Origin of the sequence: Mesorhizobium alhagi CCNWXJ12-2, assembly GCF_000236565.1 — a bacterium.
GTDB lineage: Bacteria > Pseudomonadota > Alphaproteobacteria > Rhizobiales > Rhizobiaceae > Allomesorhizobium > Allomesorhizobium alhagi.
This window is the reverse complement of record NZ_AHAM01000033.1, coordinates 60,499-76,079: the sequence shown is the minus strand read 5'-3', so window position 1 is coordinate 76,079 and position 15,581 is coordinate 60,499. Positions and strand designations below refer to the sequence as shown.

The 15,581-nt window shown below is 63.6% G+C and carries 11 protein-coding genes; 3 read left to right on the top strand and 8 right to left on the bottom strand.

Annotated elements, in window-relative coordinates; translation table 11 throughout:
- From MAXJ12_RS05030 to MAXJ12_RS05010, 5 genes are all read right to left on the bottom strand, one after another.
- Positions 1-4,347 (bottom strand): beta strand repeat-containing protein (locus MAXJ12_RS05030; RefSeq protein WP_008834696.1); only part of this gene is annotated, 4,347 nt, incomplete at its 3' end.
- 188 nt (positions 4,348-4,535) lie between these two features.
- Entirely contained in the window at positions 4,536-5,498 is a 963-nt protein-coding gene (locus MAXJ12_RS05025; protein WP_008834695.1) for an ABC transporter permease, read from the bottom strand.
- Entirely contained in the window at positions 5,495-7,015 is a 1,521-nt protein-coding gene (locus tag MAXJ12_RS05020; protein ID WP_040584922.1) for a sugar ABC transporter ATP-binding protein, read from the bottom strand. Before MAXJ12_RS05020 ends, MAXJ12_RS05025 begins: the two co-directional genes overlap by 4 nt.
- A gap of 89 nt (positions 7,016-7,104) precedes the next feature.
- Positions 7,105-8,055 (bottom strand): sugar-binding protein, encoded by a 951-nt coding sequence (locus tag MAXJ12_RS05015; RefSeq protein ID WP_040584907.1) that lies wholly within the window; start codon positions 8,053-8,055, stop codon positions 7,105-7,107.
- Between the two features lie 78 nt (positions 8,056-8,133).
- Positions 8,134-9,126 carry a substrate-binding domain-containing protein gene (locus MAXJ12_RS05010; protein ID WP_008834692.1) on the bottom strand — a complete coding sequence of 331 codons (993 nt, stop codon included), beginning with the start codon at positions 9,124-9,126 and terminating at the stop codon, positions 8,134-8,136.
- A 351-nt stretch (positions 9,127-9,477) separates the two neighbouring features.
- Here MAXJ12_RS05010 and MAXJ12_RS05005 point away from each other — a divergent pair, with 351 nt between their 5' ends.
- The 3 genes from MAXJ12_RS05005 to MAXJ12_RS04995 are packed head-to-tail and all read left to right on the top strand — an operon-like array spanning position 9,478 to position 12,048.
- Positions 9,478-10,218, top strand: coding sequence for an ATP-binding cassette domain-containing protein (locus tag MAXJ12_RS05005; RefSeq protein ID WP_008834691.1), 741 nt, complete (start codon positions 9,478-9,480; stop codon positions 10,216-10,218).
- A 29-nt stretch (positions 10,219-10,247) separates the two neighbouring features.
- Complete coding sequence (locus tag MAXJ12_RS05000; RefSeq protein WP_008834690.1) at positions 10,248-11,246, top strand: ABC transporter permease; 999 nt, start codon at positions 10,248-10,250, stop codon at positions 11,244-11,246.
- A 22-nt stretch (positions 11,247-11,268) separates the two neighbouring features.
- Positions 11,269-12,048 (top strand): FadR/GntR family transcriptional regulator, encoded by a 780-nt coding sequence (locus MAXJ12_RS04995; protein WP_040584904.1) that lies wholly within the window; start codon positions 11,269-11,271, stop codon positions 12,046-12,048.
- Positions 12,049-12,091: 43 nt separating this feature from the next.
- On the opposite strand, the gene MAXJ12_RS04990 is transcribed toward MAXJ12_RS04995, so the two are convergent.
- The 3 genes from MAXJ12_RS04990 to araD1 form a co-directional block, all read right to left on the bottom strand.
- Positions 12,092-13,528 carry an aldehyde dehydrogenase family protein gene (locus MAXJ12_RS04990; RefSeq protein ID WP_008834688.1) on the bottom strand — a complete coding sequence of 479 codons (1,437 nt, stop codon included), beginning with the start codon at positions 13,526-13,528 and terminating at the stop codon, positions 12,092-12,094.
- 140 nt (positions 13,529-13,668) lie between these two features.
- Positions 13,669-14,445, bottom strand: coding sequence for an SDR family NAD(P)-dependent oxidoreductase (locus tag MAXJ12_RS04985; protein ID WP_008834687.1), 777 nt, complete (start codon positions 14,443-14,445; stop codon positions 13,669-13,671).
- A 10-nt stretch (positions 14,446-14,455) separates the two neighbouring features.
- Positions 14,456-15,442 (bottom strand): AraD1 family protein, encoded by a 987-nt coding sequence (gene araD1, locus MAXJ12_RS04980; RefSeq protein WP_008834686.1) that lies wholly within the window; start codon positions 15,440-15,442, stop codon positions 14,456-14,458.
- Between the last annotated feature and the right edge of the window lie 139 nt (positions 15,443-15,581).

Below are 15,581 nucleotides of genomic sequence, written 5' to 3'. Positions count from 1 at the left end.
CGTCGTGGCGCGCGCGGAGGTGATGTCGGCCGTCGTGCGCAGCGTGCCGCCGTCGAGGGTCAGACCCCCCGTGCCGGCGCCGAGGTTCGCATTGCTGGCGATCTGCACGACACCGCCCTCGATCAGGGTGCCGCCGCTATAGGTGTTGACTCCGCCCAGCACCAGGGTGCCGAGATCGGTCTTCTCCAATGTCGTGGAGCCGCTGAGCACGGAATTGATGGTCGCCGTGATGGCGGCGCCCGCCTCTGTGCCGTCGCCGACGCGGATGACCGAAAAATCCGGCGCCGCGGTCGAATCCACCAGATTGATGGAATCGCCCGCGATCACATAGCCGTCGGTCATGAACTGCATGCCCGACGCCTGGACCTGGCCGTTGTCGTCGTTGACGGTCACCGTCGCCGCCGTGCCCGCGAAGATCGCGAACTGCCCGTCCGCCCAGGTTGCGTTGACCAGCCCGGTCGAATTGGTCCAGTTGTCGGTGGCTCCCGCATTGCGCCACGTGCCGACGCCGCCGTCGATGACGTTGTTGTTCTCGTTGGTGACCAAATCGCCGTCCCAATAGGTAAGCGAGAGTCCGGAGGTATTGATCAGGTTCACCTGGCCTGGGATCGAGGTCTGGACGCTGAAGCCGGTCAGTGGACCGGTCGCGACGGGTGTCTCCTGCGGCGTCGCCGGAGCCGTCATGTAGGAACCGATCGTGAGCCCCATGTTGATGAGGGCGCCGTCATAGTTGATGACCCGGTAGACGCCGGGGCCGAGGTCTTCGCCCGTGTCCACCAAATTGATGACACCGTCCAGAACCAGGTCGCCCCCGACCTCGGTCAGGTCGTTGAGCTGGCCGCCGGCGACATTGGCCTCGACCATGTTGTAGAACAGGATCGAGTTTGGATTGAGGTTCAGATTGCCATTGATGGTCAGGGTGGCCGGTGTCTGCGGCACCGCGCCGGGACTAAGCGTGGCCCCATCGGCGATGGTCACGTCACCGCCGACGATCCCGCTGCCGCCAAGCCGTGTGCCGCTTGCGGCGGTGGTCGGACCTGTCGCAACACTCTGATCGCCATCTATATAAAGCCAGCCATTGGTGATCGTGGTCGCGCCGGTGTAGCTGTTGTCACCGGTAAGGATCGTGATGCCGCTGCCGGTCTGGCTGACTGATCCGGTGCCCGAGATCGTGCCGCCGAAGGTGTAGGTGTTGGACCGGTTGAAGGCGAGCGCGCCGTCGCCTTCCGTCAGGACATTGCCGACGATGCTGCCGGTTGCGCCGCCATTGCCAAGCTGCAGCGTACCGTCGCTGATCGTGGTGCCGCCGGAATAGGTGTTGGCGGAGGTGACCGCCGTCGTGCCGCTGCCCATCTGCTCCAGCGATCCGGTGCCCGAAACGACGCCGCCGAAGACGTAAGTGTTGTTGCGGTTGAAGGCGAGCGTGCCGCTGTTCGCCACATTGCCGACGATGCTGCCGCTCGCGCCGCCACTGCCGAGCTGCAGCGTTCCGGCGCTGATCGTCGTGCCGCCCGAATAGGTATTGGCGGCGGCAAGCACCGTCGTGCCTGCACCGGTCTTGGTGAGTGCGCCGCCGCCGCTGACCGCCCCATTCAGGGTAAAGGCCGTACCGGTGTCGGTCTCGAACGTACCGCCGGCAGCACCCAGCGTGGTAGCGCGGGCCGAGGTGATGTCGGCCGTGGTGTGCAGCGTGGCTCCGTTGATGCTGAGGCCCGTGCCTGCCGCGCCGAGATTATTATCGGCCGCGATCTCCAGCGTGCCGCCTGCGACGATGGTGCCGCCGGCATAGGTATTTACGCCCTCCAGAACCAGTGTGCCGCCACCCGTCTTTTGGAGCGTTGTCGAGCCCTGCAGGATCGCGCTGATCGTCGCCGTGACATCGGGATCGCTCGGGCCGCCACCGACGCGGATCACAGAGGCGCCGTCAGAAGCGGCAACCAGAGTAAGAGGATCGCCCGCGATCTCATAGCCGTCCGTCATGAACTGCATGCCAGAGGCCTGCACCTGGCCATTGTCGTTATCTACGGTCACTACAGCGGCGGTGCCGGTGAAGATCGCAAACTGCCCGTTGTCCCAGGGCGCGTTCACTTCGCCGGTCGCGTCGGTCCAGTCGTCCGTGGTAGGATCGACGCCACCAGGAATGCGCCACGTGCCGACGCCGCCATTGATGACGCCGTCATCCTTGGGACCTGCATCACCGTCCCAGAAGGTAAGTTCCAGCCCCGCGGTGTTGACCAGATTGACCTGACCCGGGATCGAGACCTGGACGAAGAAATCGTCCATCGTTCGACCCGTCGGCTGCAGTTGATCGTTGAGGAAAGCGCCGACCGTCATGGTGTTGTCGATCAGCGTGCCATCGTAGTTGAAGATGCGGTAAACGCCGGGTGTAAGTTCGGCGCCGGGGTCCAGCACGTTGATGACGCCATCAAGAGTGAGGTCGCCGCCGATATTGGTCAGGTCGTTCAGCGCACCGCCCTCGCCGGGCGTGACGAGATTGTAGAAGACATTGGACGCGTCGCTGAGCGCGAGATCCCCATTGATGGTAAGCGTGGCCGGCGTAAACGGATGGTGGCCCGGCGCAAATATGGCGTCATCTGCCACCGTGACGTTCCCGCCGATCGTGCCGCTGCCGCTCAGGCGTGCACCGGTCTCTACGCTGGTCAGCCCGGTTGCGGCACTCTGGTCGCCGTTTACGAACAGGTAGCCGCCCGAGACAGTCGTCGTGCCGGTATATGTGTTGTTGCCGGTAAGAATCGTCTGGCCGTCGCCGGCCTGCACGAGTGAACCGCTTCCCGAGATAAGGCCGTCGAACTGGTATTCGTTGCTCCGGTTGAAGGCGAGCGTGCCGTTGTTGGTCAAATTGCCCAAAATGCTGCCGGTTGCGCCGCCATTGCCGAGTTGCAAGGTGCCGGCGCTGATCGTCGTGCCGCCGGCGTATGTGTTGCTGCCTGAGAGCACCAACGTGCCCGTCCCGGCCTTGGTCAGGGCACCAGCGCCGGTAATAGCCTGGCTTACGGTGCTCGTGACACCGGCGTTGGCCTGGATCGTGCCGTCGTTGGCAGTCACCGTTATGGCGCGCGATGGCGAGAGATTGAAACTGCTCGTGAGTGCCAGCGTACCGCCATCCAACGTTATCGGGCCACCGGAAGCACCCAGCCGGCTGTCCGCGTTGATGGCGATCGTGCCACCCTGTATGGTGGTGCCGCCCTGGTAGGTGTTGACGCCGGATAGCGTCAGGACGCCAGCGCCCGTCTTGGCGACCCGGCCCGTGCCGCTGATGACGCCCCCGTAGGTTCCGTTGTCGGGCTGGGCGAACCGCACGAGGCCGTTGTCGGTGATGGCCGGCGGCAGGCTTTGCGCGCGCGCCTCCAATATGCCCGCCGGATCGACGACCACGGAACCGTTGAAGTTCGTATTGTTGCCGGTCAGCACAAGGGTGCCTTGCTGCACCCGGACCGCGAGCGGTGTGCCGCTGTTGGTTCCGACCGTTCCGGTGAGCGTCCAGGTGCCGTCGCCGGTCTTGGTGAGCGTCTGGAAGTTGCTGATATTCCCGGCCAGGGTATCGCTCGTCCCCGCTTCGCCCGCGAGGGTCAGGGTATTCGTGCCGCCGCCGCCATTGAAGCCGCCGGTAACGACCGAGGAGGGGAACAGCGTCAGCGTGTCGTCGCCGCGGGCGAAGGACAGGCCGCCATAGACTATCGCGCCGGTGCGGTTGATGAAGTTGACGTCGCCGTCAGCCTGGCTGCCGATACTGTTTTCGGTGACTGGTTGGGTCCCGCTGCCGCGCCGGATGATGCCGAAATTGTCAATGGTATTGGCAGCCCCGATTACCTGATCCTCGAACCAGATTGCCGCGTTGTTGACGGCGGAAATGGTGCCGCGGTTGATCACCGTATTGCCTTGGCCCATCAGGTTCACGGCCTCGGCGGTATTTGCCGAACCAAGCGAGCTTAATGTCGCCCCCTCCCCGATCGTGAGGGTGCCGAAGGAGCGGAATTCTATCGTGTCCCTGCCGGCCCCATACAGTCCGCCGCCGCTTGTGGCATTGTTGGTGACGGTGGAATTGTTCTGCAGGGTGATAGTCGCGGCGTCGCGAAGGCTGATGGCGCTGAAGTTGCCCGCCCTGACCGATGCGCCGGACTGAATGATGATCGTGCTGTTGTCAGGCCCGCTCGGCCCACTCCCAAGCGTATTGGTCAGCGTTGTGGTGCCGCAGGTGGTAGCGGTGTTGGCAGCAGGAGGGGGCGTGCACGCCGCCATGGCGCCGGTAGGAAATAGAAGCTCGCGAGCCGACAGGCCCGCAAACAACGACATCAACGCTACCGCACGCCTGAGTGAATGGCTCATGCATCTTCTCGGTACCGCCCGCACAAAGGAATTATCATGGTTCGGCGGGTGAGGCAATCGGCTCAACCAAGCCGTGTAGCCGTCATTTGCTGCTTTGTGGACGCGCTCGGCGATCTCAGGATCTTCGAATTCTTCAACGGTCCCGCCGGGCTGCAACCCGGCACCGTGCACTTCATCATCCCCGTGATTCAGCCAGCCGCTCGCGCCACGCTCTTGCGGGTTCTGTAGAACTGCTGGTCGGCGAGCACTCCGAGCAGGATCACCGATCCCATCACCGCGAAGTTCAGCGAACTGGGGATGCCCAACAGATTGACCAGGTTCTGCAGGACCTGGAGCAGGACCGTGCCGAGCACAACGCCGATGATCGAGCCTTCCCCGCCACGCAGCGAACAGCCGCCCAGCACCGCCGCGGCGATGGCGTAGAGCTCGTAGAAATTGCCGTGCGAGGATGGTGAGATCGACCGCGTGTACATGGCTATGAACACCGCCGCGACCGCCGTCAGGCCGCAGCAGATCACATAGGCCGCCGTGATGATGCGGCTCGTGTGTATGCCGCTGTAGCGGGCCGCCTCCTCATTCTTGCCGACCGCAAACAGATAGCGTCCGAACACCGAACGGTGCAGCACAACCGCCATGATGATCGTGATGATGATGAATGCGATCAGGCTGTGCGGAATGCCGTAGAAGCGGCCCGCGACCAGCCATTCCAGCGTCGGGAAGCTCGCCCCGAAGGGAAAGCCGGCGGTGGCGTCGTCGGTATAGTAGCGCGCCACACCGCGATAGATCAGCAGTCCGCAAAGCGTCACGACGAAGGGCTGCAGGCGCGCCTTGGTTATCAGCAGCCCGTGCACCAGACCGATCAGGCAGCCAAGCGCCAGAACGGCGGCGAAGGCGACACTCCAGTTGACGGTGCCCAGCGAAACCAGATCGACGAAGATCACCCCGAGCAAGGCGATGATCGAGCCGACGGAGAGCTCGATGCCGCCGGATATGATGACGAAAGCCTGGCCGAGTGCGAAAATGCCGAACAGGCCGATGAGATTGGCGGTGTTGGAAAGGTTCACCGGCGACAGGAAGCGCGGGTTGATGATGGCGACGACCGTGCCTACCACGAGGATCAGGATGAGCAGGCCCAAATCCTTGCGGTTCATTCTGCGGCTTCCCGGATTGCGGCGCGGCCGACGGCCAGCGACAGGACGTTTTCTTCGGTGAACTGGCTGCGGTCGAGAAAGCCGGCAATCGCGCCTTCATGCATCACCGCAATGCGGTCGCTGACGCCGATCACTTCCTCCATGTCGCTGGAGATCATCAGTATCCCGACGCCCCGGTCCGAAAGCTCGCGCATCAGCCGGTAGATCTCGTTCTTGGCGCCCACGTCGATACCGCGCGTCGGTTCGTCGAAGATCAGCACTCTCGGCTGCATCGACAGCCATTTGGCGAGCACAACCTTCTGCTGGTTACCGCCCGAAAGAGAGCCGGCCTCGGCGGTCGTATCCAGGCAGCGTATGTCGAGATTCTTCTTCTGCGCCTCGGCCTCGCGGCGCTCGGCGGCGCCGTCGACGATGCCGCGGCGCGACAGGCTTTTCAGGCTGGCCAGGCTGATATTGTGGCTGATCCTGAAGGACAGGATGAGGCCGGAGCGCTTACGATCTTCCGGCACGAGATAAACGCCGTGCTGGATCGCCTCGCGTGGCGATCGAAGCCCGACCTTGCGGCCGTCAATCCTGATCTCGCCGCCGAGAATGGGCTCGAGGCCGAAAACGGCACGAGCAAGCTCAGTCCTTCCCGAGCCGACAAGCCCGGCCAAGCCGAGAATTTCGCCGGCTCGCACGGAAAAGCTGGCTGCCTGATCCGGGCGGTAGCTCGTCCTCACATCGGCGAGTTCGAGAACGGCGTGGCCCGGCGGCGCTGCCGGCGGCCCATAGAGCGTCTTCAGGTCGCGCCCGATCATGTGCCTGATCATCGTGCCGGTTTCGATCTCGCTGCGCGCCAGTTCGGCGACCAGCCTGCCGTCGCGCAGCACCGCGACGCGGTCGGCGACCTGTTTCACTTCGCCCAGCCGGTGCGAGATGAAGATGACGGCCACCCGCTCGGCCTTGAGGCGGCCTATGACTGCAAGCAGCCGGTTGGTTTCCGTCACCGTCAGGCTGGACGTCGGCTCGTCCATGATGACCAGCCGCGCCTTCAACGACAGCGCCTTGGCGATCTCGACCAGCTGCATTTGCGCGAGCGAGAGATCCGCGACCTTGGTGTCGGGCCTGAAGTCGGCGCCCAACTGGTCGAGCAGGGGCTTGGCCTGCCGGTTCAGCGCCTCGGTGTCGATCAGACGCAGAGGTCCGCCTTTGAGCGGCTCGCGGCCGATGAAAATGTTCGCTGCCGCAGAAAGATTGTCGAAGAGGTTGAGTTCCTGATGGACGAAGGCGATGCCTGCCCGCATCGAACCGTTGACGGAAAGCCGGTCGACCCTGTCGCCGTCGATTTCGATCTCGCCGCCGGTAGCCTCGACCACACCGCCGAGTATCTTCATCAATGTCGACTTGCCGGCGCCGTTTTCGCCGACCAGCCCGATCACCTCACCTGCGCTGACGCGCAGGTCGACACCGTCCAGCGCGGTCACCCCTGGATACAGCTTGGAGATCCCCGTCAGTGCCAGAAAGGAATGGGGCATGCCGCCGATTATGGGAGTGAGTGTCGCTGCCATGCAAGAGCGCCGAAGCAGGCCGGCAGGGAGTGGGCCGGCCTGCTCCGTTCGAGGCATCAGCCGCCGATACGCGCCTTGAGTTCGGCCTCGAAAGCATCGACATTCGCTTTGTCGATGATCTTGGTGGGCACGATGACGAGCTTGTTGTCTGGAACCATCGACTTGTCGCCCTCGAGATATTTCGCCATCAGTTTCATGCCCTGGTAGCCCCATTCGTAAGGCTGCTGCACCACAGTTGCAGCGATCGTACCCTCCTTGACCCCGCCCAGAGTGATCGGGTCCTCGTCGAAGGCGACGATGGTGATCTCGCCGAGCTTGCCCGATTCCTTGAGCACTTCGTAGATGCGCGGCGGGTTGTACGAATAGAAACCGACCATGCAGTCTATGTCGGGGTTCGCCGCCAGCGCGTCCTCGACATTGCGCTTGGCGCGCGTCATGTCGATGTCGTCGCCGCGCACGTCGACCAGTTCGACCTTGGAACCGGCGATCACCGACTTCATGCCCTCGATGCGCTCGCGTGCATTGTCGGCGCCGGGAAGCCCGACGAAGCCGATGCATTTGCCGCCGTCCGGCAGCGCTTTGAGCGCAATCTCGCCGGCCTGCTTGCCGGCGTCGGTGTTGGACGAGCCGATATAGGCGATGCGGTTGGTGTCGGGCGCGTCGCTGTCGGTGGTGAACAGCGGCACCTGCGCGCCGACCTTGTTGAGTGCATCGGTGGACGATTTCGGGTCGACGGCGCTCACCATGACCGCGGAGACGCCCGCGGCGACCAGGTCGTCCATCAGGCGCTGCTGCACGGCGGCGGCTGCCTGCTCGGGATATTTGAACTGCAGATCGTAATTCGGCAGCTCTTCCTGGGCCTTCTTCACGCCGGCTTCGGCGAGTTTCCAGAAATCGGAAGCGCCGTTGACGACGAAGGCGAGCGCCTTCTTGTCCTGGGCGTTCGCGCCGGTTGCCGCAAATGCGGCCGTGATCATCAATGCGCAAGTCGCAAGGCGGAGTTTCATGTCGTTCTCCATGGGTTCTTATGAGTGCGTGCGGACAAGGGGAAGCCGGCGCCACGCCGGCCTCCGGTCAATGCGGTTTCACTTGGCGATGCAGGTGTCGACCGTTTCCTGCGTGCATTCGTCGAGCCCGGTATAGATAACCGGCTCGACCGCCTTGCCTTCGATGAGGTCCATCATCACCGACGGCGCGCGGTAGCCCATCTCGAACGGCCGCTGGCCGACCTGGACATGGCTGCGCCCGGCCTTGAGCGCGTCCATCTGCGGCGGCAGCGTGTCGCCGGCGACAATGATCAGCTCCTTCGAGTCTAACTTGGCCTTCACCTGATCCGTCACCTGTGCATAGGCCTGCGGCGCGAATTGCGCCCAGCCGCCTTCCAGAACGAAGGCATCGAGATCGGGATTGGCGGTGAAGGTATCGGCCATCTGTCGGTTGGCCAAGTCGATCTGGTCATTGGTGAAGACCGGACAGCCGTCGATCTCGGTCCAGCCGTTCTGGCCCGTCAGCCGCTCGATGCCCTTTTCGCCGGAAAGCGCATCGCGGGTGCCGGCGGCGCGTGCGTTGATATTGTCGGCGGCGACGTTGCCGAGCTGCAGGCAGATCGTTCCGCCTTCGGGCTTCAGCTTCTGCAGGTGCTCCGCGAACTTGACGCCCATCAGGTAGTTATCGGTGCCGAGATATGTCTTGCGCAGCGCCGCGTCCTCCGCGGCGAGATCGGCGTCGATCGTCATGACCGGGATTTTCGGCGCGACCTTCTTCAGAAGGTTGGCCATCAGCGGCGCATTGGACGGCGAAATCGCGATCGCCGCCACATCCGGCCGCGTCAGCAGGTCCTCAACGATCTGAATCTCGCCGGCCTCGTCGGCGCTGGAGGCCGGGCCGGTGTAGAGGCATTTGTACCCTGACGAAGCGTTCTCGTTGTTCCATTTCTGGCAGCCGAGATTGATCTGTTCGAAGAACGGATTGTCGAGACCCTTGACCACGATGGCCAGGGTCTTTTCCTGAGCCAGAGCAGAACCGGCCATTGCCGCGAGGGCGGCGCCGGCAACAATGCCGGTAAGCAGTTTGTTCATGTCATCCTCCCAATGATGGTGTCGTTATCTTCCAAACACTCTCGTTCCGGCGGACAAGCCGCCGGCTGTTTCAGCCGTGATCGCACGGCGCGGCCTGCCAAGCTGTTCGTCCATGTGGAATTGCCGGGATCGCGAGCCGCAGGCGCGTGTCGGAACACGCCGCGTAGCGATGCCTGCCCGATGCGCCTGTAATCAGAACGAACATGCCGGACCTCCCGGCAGGCAACTAAGCGCAAGCCGAAGCATGAGTCAACAATTGTCCTACAAATCATATGATAGGTTTTATCACTCTATTGACCAATGCCGGAAAACCGATGCTAATAGTTCGGGAGATGGCGACGGGAGGTGTCGATGGCCGTCCTACGGCTGGAAGGAATATCCAAGCATTTCGGCGCGATTCATGCCCTGAACGACGTCTCGCTGTCGCTGGAGGCCGGCGAGGTGATTGGCCTTATGGGCGACAACGGCGCAGGCAAGTCGACCCTGGTGAAGATCATCGCCGGCAACTTCCAGCCGACCCACGGCAAGATTTCCATTCGCGACAAGCAGATGACCTTCCACCGCCCGGTCGATGCGCGAGATAATGGCGTCGAGATCGTCTATCAGGACCTGGCGCTCTGCAACAATCTGACGGCCGCCGTGAACGTGTTCCTCGGACGCGAGCTGACGCGCTCTTTCGGCCCGCTGAAGATCCTCGACTATGCCGGCATGAACGCGGCGGCGGCGAACCTGTTTCGCGAGCTCAAATCGGAGACGAGGCCGAAGGACATGGTGCGCGACATGTCGGGCGGCCAACGCCAGGCGATTGCCATCGCCAGGACGCGGCTTTCGTCGGCCAGCATTGTATTGATGGACGAGCCGACGGCGGCGATCTCGGTGCGGCAGGTCGCTGAAGTCCTGAACCTGATCAGGGAGCTGAAGCGCCAAGGCGTCGCCGTGATCCTGATCAGCCATCGCATGCCCGACGTGTTTGCCGTGGCCGACCGCATCGTCGTCCTGCGCCGCGGCAACAAGGTCGCCGACAAGCCCGTCGCCGGCTCTTCGCCGGAAGAGGTGACTGGCCTGATCACGGGTGCGATCGAGGCGGCGTGAATAACTGAATCGACAACTGGGGCGGTCACATGGTTTCAAGCATCGACGAAGCGATTGCCAGGCAGACTCACACGCCGATCTCGTGGATGCTGTCGAAGCAGGCCTTCTGGGTGTTCCTCGCGGCGCTGATCGCATGCGTGACGCTGACATTCGTCACCGACACGTTCGCCACGCCGCAGAACCTCTTCAACGTCACGCGCAATTTCGCCTTCGTCGCCATCATCGCGCTCGGCATGACCGTCGTCATCATTTCGGGCGGCATCGACCTGTCGGTCGGCTCGATCCTGTGCCTGTCGGCGATGGTTCTGGCCATCGTCATGAATGCCGGCTACCCGCTTTGGGCCGGAGCCGGCGCAGCGCTGGCCGTTTCGCTGCTGACTGGCGCAATCAACGGAGTGCTGATCGCCTATCTCCGGATCCCGCCCTTTGTGGTCACGCTCGGCATGCTGTCCGTGGCGCGCAGCGCCGCCATGGTGCTTTCCAACAACAGGATGATGTACCAGTTCGGGCCGGACGAGAAGCAACTCTTCTGGCTTGGCGGCGGTTCGACTTTGGGCATCGCCAACCCGGTCATCGCGCTCGTCATACTGGCGGTCATCACCGCGCTTCTCTTGAAATGGACGCGCTGGGGCTGCCACGTCTTCGCCATCGGCAGCAACGAGAAGGCGGCGGTGCTGACCGGCATCGCCGTCCGGCGGCTGAAGGTCAGCGTCTACATGTTCTCGGCGCTGTTTGCCGGCATTGCAGGCGTGCTCGAGGCCGGCTGGCTCGGCGGCGTCACCACCAATCTCGGCCAATCCATGGAACTGAGCGTGATCGCCGCGGCCGTTATCGGCGGCGCCAATCTGATGGGTGGTGCGGGTACCGTCTTCGGATCGGTGGTCGGCGCAGCGCTGATCGAAATCATTCGTAACAGCTTGACTCTTTTGGGAATCAGCACCTTCTGGCAAGGCACATTTGTCGGCACCTTCATCATCCTTGCCGTTGCGTTCGACCGCATCCGGGCAAGGCGCGAAGCCGACAATTGAGGATCGGGCAGAGGAAAGTTCAATGCGTTCCGGGAAATCGATGAAGGCCGAAGCGGTGGAAGCGGAAGCGCTCCTGCCTGCGCCGAATGCCGGCAGCGGGCGTGCCAACAGCTCGCGAATCGTAGGCACCAGCGTACACGCGTCAGTGGCCAACGAGATCGGCCAGCGCATCGTGCGCGGCGACTATCCGCCCGGCGCCATCCTGCCCAATGAGGCGAAATGGGCCGAAACCTTCGAGGTCAGCCGTTCGGCGGTGCGCGAGGCGATCAAGATGCTGATGGCCAAGAGCCTGCTCAGCTCGCGGCCCAAGGTGGGTAGCTGGGTCGAGCCGCGCGAACGCTGGAATCTGCTCGATCGAGACGTGCTGACCTGGTATGCGACCTCGCCCAACCGCGAGACCTTCCTGAAATCGGTCCAGGAATTCCGCCACATCATCGAGCCGGAGGCCACCGCGCTCGCGGCATTGCGGCGTACCGACGAACAGATGGCCGAAATCAGCGCCGCCTGCCGCGAAATGGGCGCTGCGACATCGCTGCCGCAGCGCACGCAGGCTGACACACGCTTTCACCTCGCCATTCTGCGGGCTTCCGGCAACGAACTGCTGGTGCCGCTCGGCACTCTTATCGAATCGGCGCTCGCGCATCTGTTCGTCTTCGTCACGCGCGAGGCAGACGATCTACGCCACGCACAGGGGCTGCACGAAGCCATCGAGAAGGCGATCCGACTGCATCGTCCCGAAGCCGCCCGCAACGCGGTGCGCAAGCTTCTGGCCAACACCGACGAGGTTATTGCGCGGGTGTGAGAAGGCGGTGCGGCCGCTGAGCCGCACCGCTCGCTGATCGCAATCAAGCAGCCGTATAGGCCGTCTTCACCGTCGTGTAGAATTCGGCGGCGTAGCGGCCTTGTTCCTTCGGACCGTAGCTCGAACCCTTGGATCCTCCGAACGGCACGTGGAAGTCGACACCGGCGGTCGGCACGTTGACCATCACCATGCCTGCCTGAGCGTTGCGCTTGTAATGCGTCGCGTGCTTCAGGCTGGTGGTTACGATGCCCGAGGAAAGGCCGAAAGGCGTGTCGTTGGCGGTGTGCAGCGCCTCGTCGTAATCCTTGACCCGGATTACCGAAGCCACCGGCCCGAATATCTCCTCGCGGGAAATCCGCATCTGGTTCGTTGCTTCGGTGAACAGCGCCGGCTGCAGGTAGAAGCCCGGCGTTTCGCGGGTGAGGCGTTCGCCGCCGAAGGCGAGCTTCGCGCCCTCTTCGCGGCCGATCGCCAGGTACTTCTCGTCCTGGCCCATCTGGCTCTCATCGACAACCGGACCGATATGCGTGCCCGCCTTCAGCGCATTGTCAACGACGAGGCCCTTCAGCCGCGCCGTCACCGCCTCGACGAAGCGGTCATGGATGCCTTCCGTCACGATCAGCCGGGACGACGCCGTGCAGCGTTGCCCGGTCGAGAAGAATGCGCCGTTGACGGCGCAGTCCACCGCGATGTCGAGATTTGCGTCGTCGAGCACGACCAGCGGGTTCTTGCCGCCCATTTCGAGCTGGAACTTGCGCATGTGCTCGACGCTCGCCGCCGCCACGCGCCTGCCCGTCGCGACCGAGCCGGTGAAGGTGATTGCGTCGATGTCGGGGCTGTCGAGTATGGTCTGCCCGACAACCGAGCCCTGGCCCATGACCAGGTTCAACACGCCCTTCGGCAGGCCGGCGCGGTGGAGAATGTCGACAATCGCCCACGAGCAGCCGGGCACCAGATCCGCGGGCTTGAACACGATCGTGTTGCCGTAGCAGAGCGCCGGCGCGATCTTCCAGGCCGGAATCGCGATCGGGAAGTTCCATGGCGTGATGATGCCGACCACGCCGACAGCTTCGCGCGTCACCTCGACGCTGACGCCCGGCCTGACGCTGGGCAGGATTTCACCGGCCAGCCTCAGCGCCTCCCCGGCGAAGAAATCAAATATCTGCGCCGCTCGCACGGTCTCGCCGATGCCTTCCGCCAGCGTCTTGCCTTCCTCGCGCGACAAGAGCCGGCCGAGCTCTTCCTTGCGCGCGGTGATCTCGTCCGCGGTCTTGCGCAGCACGGCGTGACGCTCGAGCAGGCCCGAGCGCGACCAGGCCGGGAAGGCGGCCTTGGCCGCCGCGATCGCGGCCTGTGCATCGTCTTTGCTGGCGCGCGCATATTCGCCCACCACATCGTTGGTATCCGACGGGTTGATGTTGGGGATGGCCTCGCCGTCGACCCATTCGCCTCCGATCAGGTTTCTGAACAATTCGCTCATATCGATTTCCTTGCTTGCTGATGGCCGCGCATGGACCGGACTGCCAGCCGATCCGTCGATGCAGGCTGGTACCGAATTTCACACGGCAAGTCACCCCGCATGCTTGACGCGGGGTCGTAATGGTTGGCCTGATTACACTCTCAAACCCAGCCGCCGTCGACGATGAAATTCTGGGCGGAGCACATTTTGGCATCGTCCGAACCCAGAAACAGCGCCATGCGTGCAATATCTTCGGGCATCACCCGGCCGGCCAGGCACTGGCTCTTGTCGATCAGCTCGTTGGCGGCGTCGTCGATCCAAAGATCGAGCTGGCGCTTCGTCATCACCCAGCCCGGAACCAGCGTGTTGACGCGGATGCCGTGCCGGCCGAGGTCGCGGGCGAACGATCGCGTCATGCCGTGGACCGCCGCCTTGGACGCGGCATAGACCGGGTAGCCGCCGGTCGCCATCATCCAGCCGACCGAGCCGAAATTGACGATCGATCCGCTGCCCGCCGCGATCATGCCCGGCGCGACGGCCTGGATAGCGAAGAACATGTGCTTCAGATTGACGGCGATGCGGTCGTCGAAATAGGCGGGAGTGACTTCGTCCCATTTATGCCTTGTGTCGTTGGCGGCATTGTTGAGCAGCACCCGCGTCGGGCCCTGTACGGCCTCTATCTCACGCAGCGCTTCCCTGTAAGCATCGGTGTCTGTGATGTCGCAGCGCCGGAATGTGGCCGAACCACCGCCGGAATTCAGCTCGGCGGCGAGCGCCTCGCCTTCGGCCTCGGCGAGATCGACGAAGCCCACCTTGGCGCCCTCGGCCGCATAGGCGCGCACGATCGCCTCGCCTATGCCGCTTGCGCCTCCGGAGACGATGACCGGGACGTCGGAGAGCCCGGGGTAACGGGCGAAGTTGTAAGCTTGCGTATTCATCTTGGATTCCTCACAGCGCTCTCACCCGGATCGAAACGGGCTGGTCTATCTTGAGCGGGTTGCGCAGCGGCAGCCCGAACTCCGGCACTTCTATCTCGAACACATCGCCCGGCTCGGTCCGCACCCCGTCCGCGAAGGACAGCGTCGCCGTGCCGAACATGTGCACATGGATATCGCCTGGCTGGCGGAACGCCGGATACTTGAAATGGTGGTGCTCCAGGTTGGCGATCGTGTGCGACATGTTGCTTTCGCCCGACAGGAAAGGCTTCTCCCACAAAGTGCTGCCGTTGCGGATGATGCGCGACGAGCCGCGCGTGTCGGCCGGCAGTTCGCCGACCAGTATCTCCGGCCCGAACGACGCGTTGCGCAGCTTGGAATGGGCGAGGTAGAGGTAATTCACCCGCTCGGTAACGTGGTCGGAAAATTCGTTCGATAGTGCGAAGCCAACGCGGAACGGCGTGCCGTCGTCGCCTATGACGTAGATGCCGGCAATCTCCGGCTCCTCGCCCGCGTCGCTGGCGAAATGAGGCGAGACCAGCGGCGCGCCGGGGGCTACAGCCATGGTTCCGTTGCCCTTGTAGAACCACTCGGGCTGCACGCCCATCTGGCCGCTGGCCGGCTTGCCGCCTTCGATGCCCATGCGGAACATCTTCATCGAATCGGTCAGCGCTTCCTCGCCGTTCAGCTTCTGGTGCATGGCGTCGCGCGCCGCCGCCGAGCCCAGATGGGTGAGCCCGGTGCCGGTGAGGTGCAGATGCGCCGGGTCGGCATGGCTGATCGGAGAACGCAGCAGTCTCTTCCGGTAAGCGGCCTCGAGGTCGATCGTCTCCCCGAGCCCTCGCGCCTCGATCAGCCCGGCCAGGCTCGAGCCGCTCCGTGCCGCTTCCAGCGCCAGCGAATAGACGCTCTTGGCGCTCCGCACGATCCGCGCCGGTCCGCCATTGCGAACGGCGACCTTTATGATCCCGGCCTCGTCCATCACTTCGGAAATCAGCATCTCAACCTCCTTGAATCCGCCTTGGCCACAACCGGCCTGAATAATCCGCAGCCATTTCCGTTCGCCGGAACGGCTCCCGCCGGCGAATGAAAAAGCCCGTCCTGGAGTCGATCACGATCGTCCCGAACCGGAACTTCGA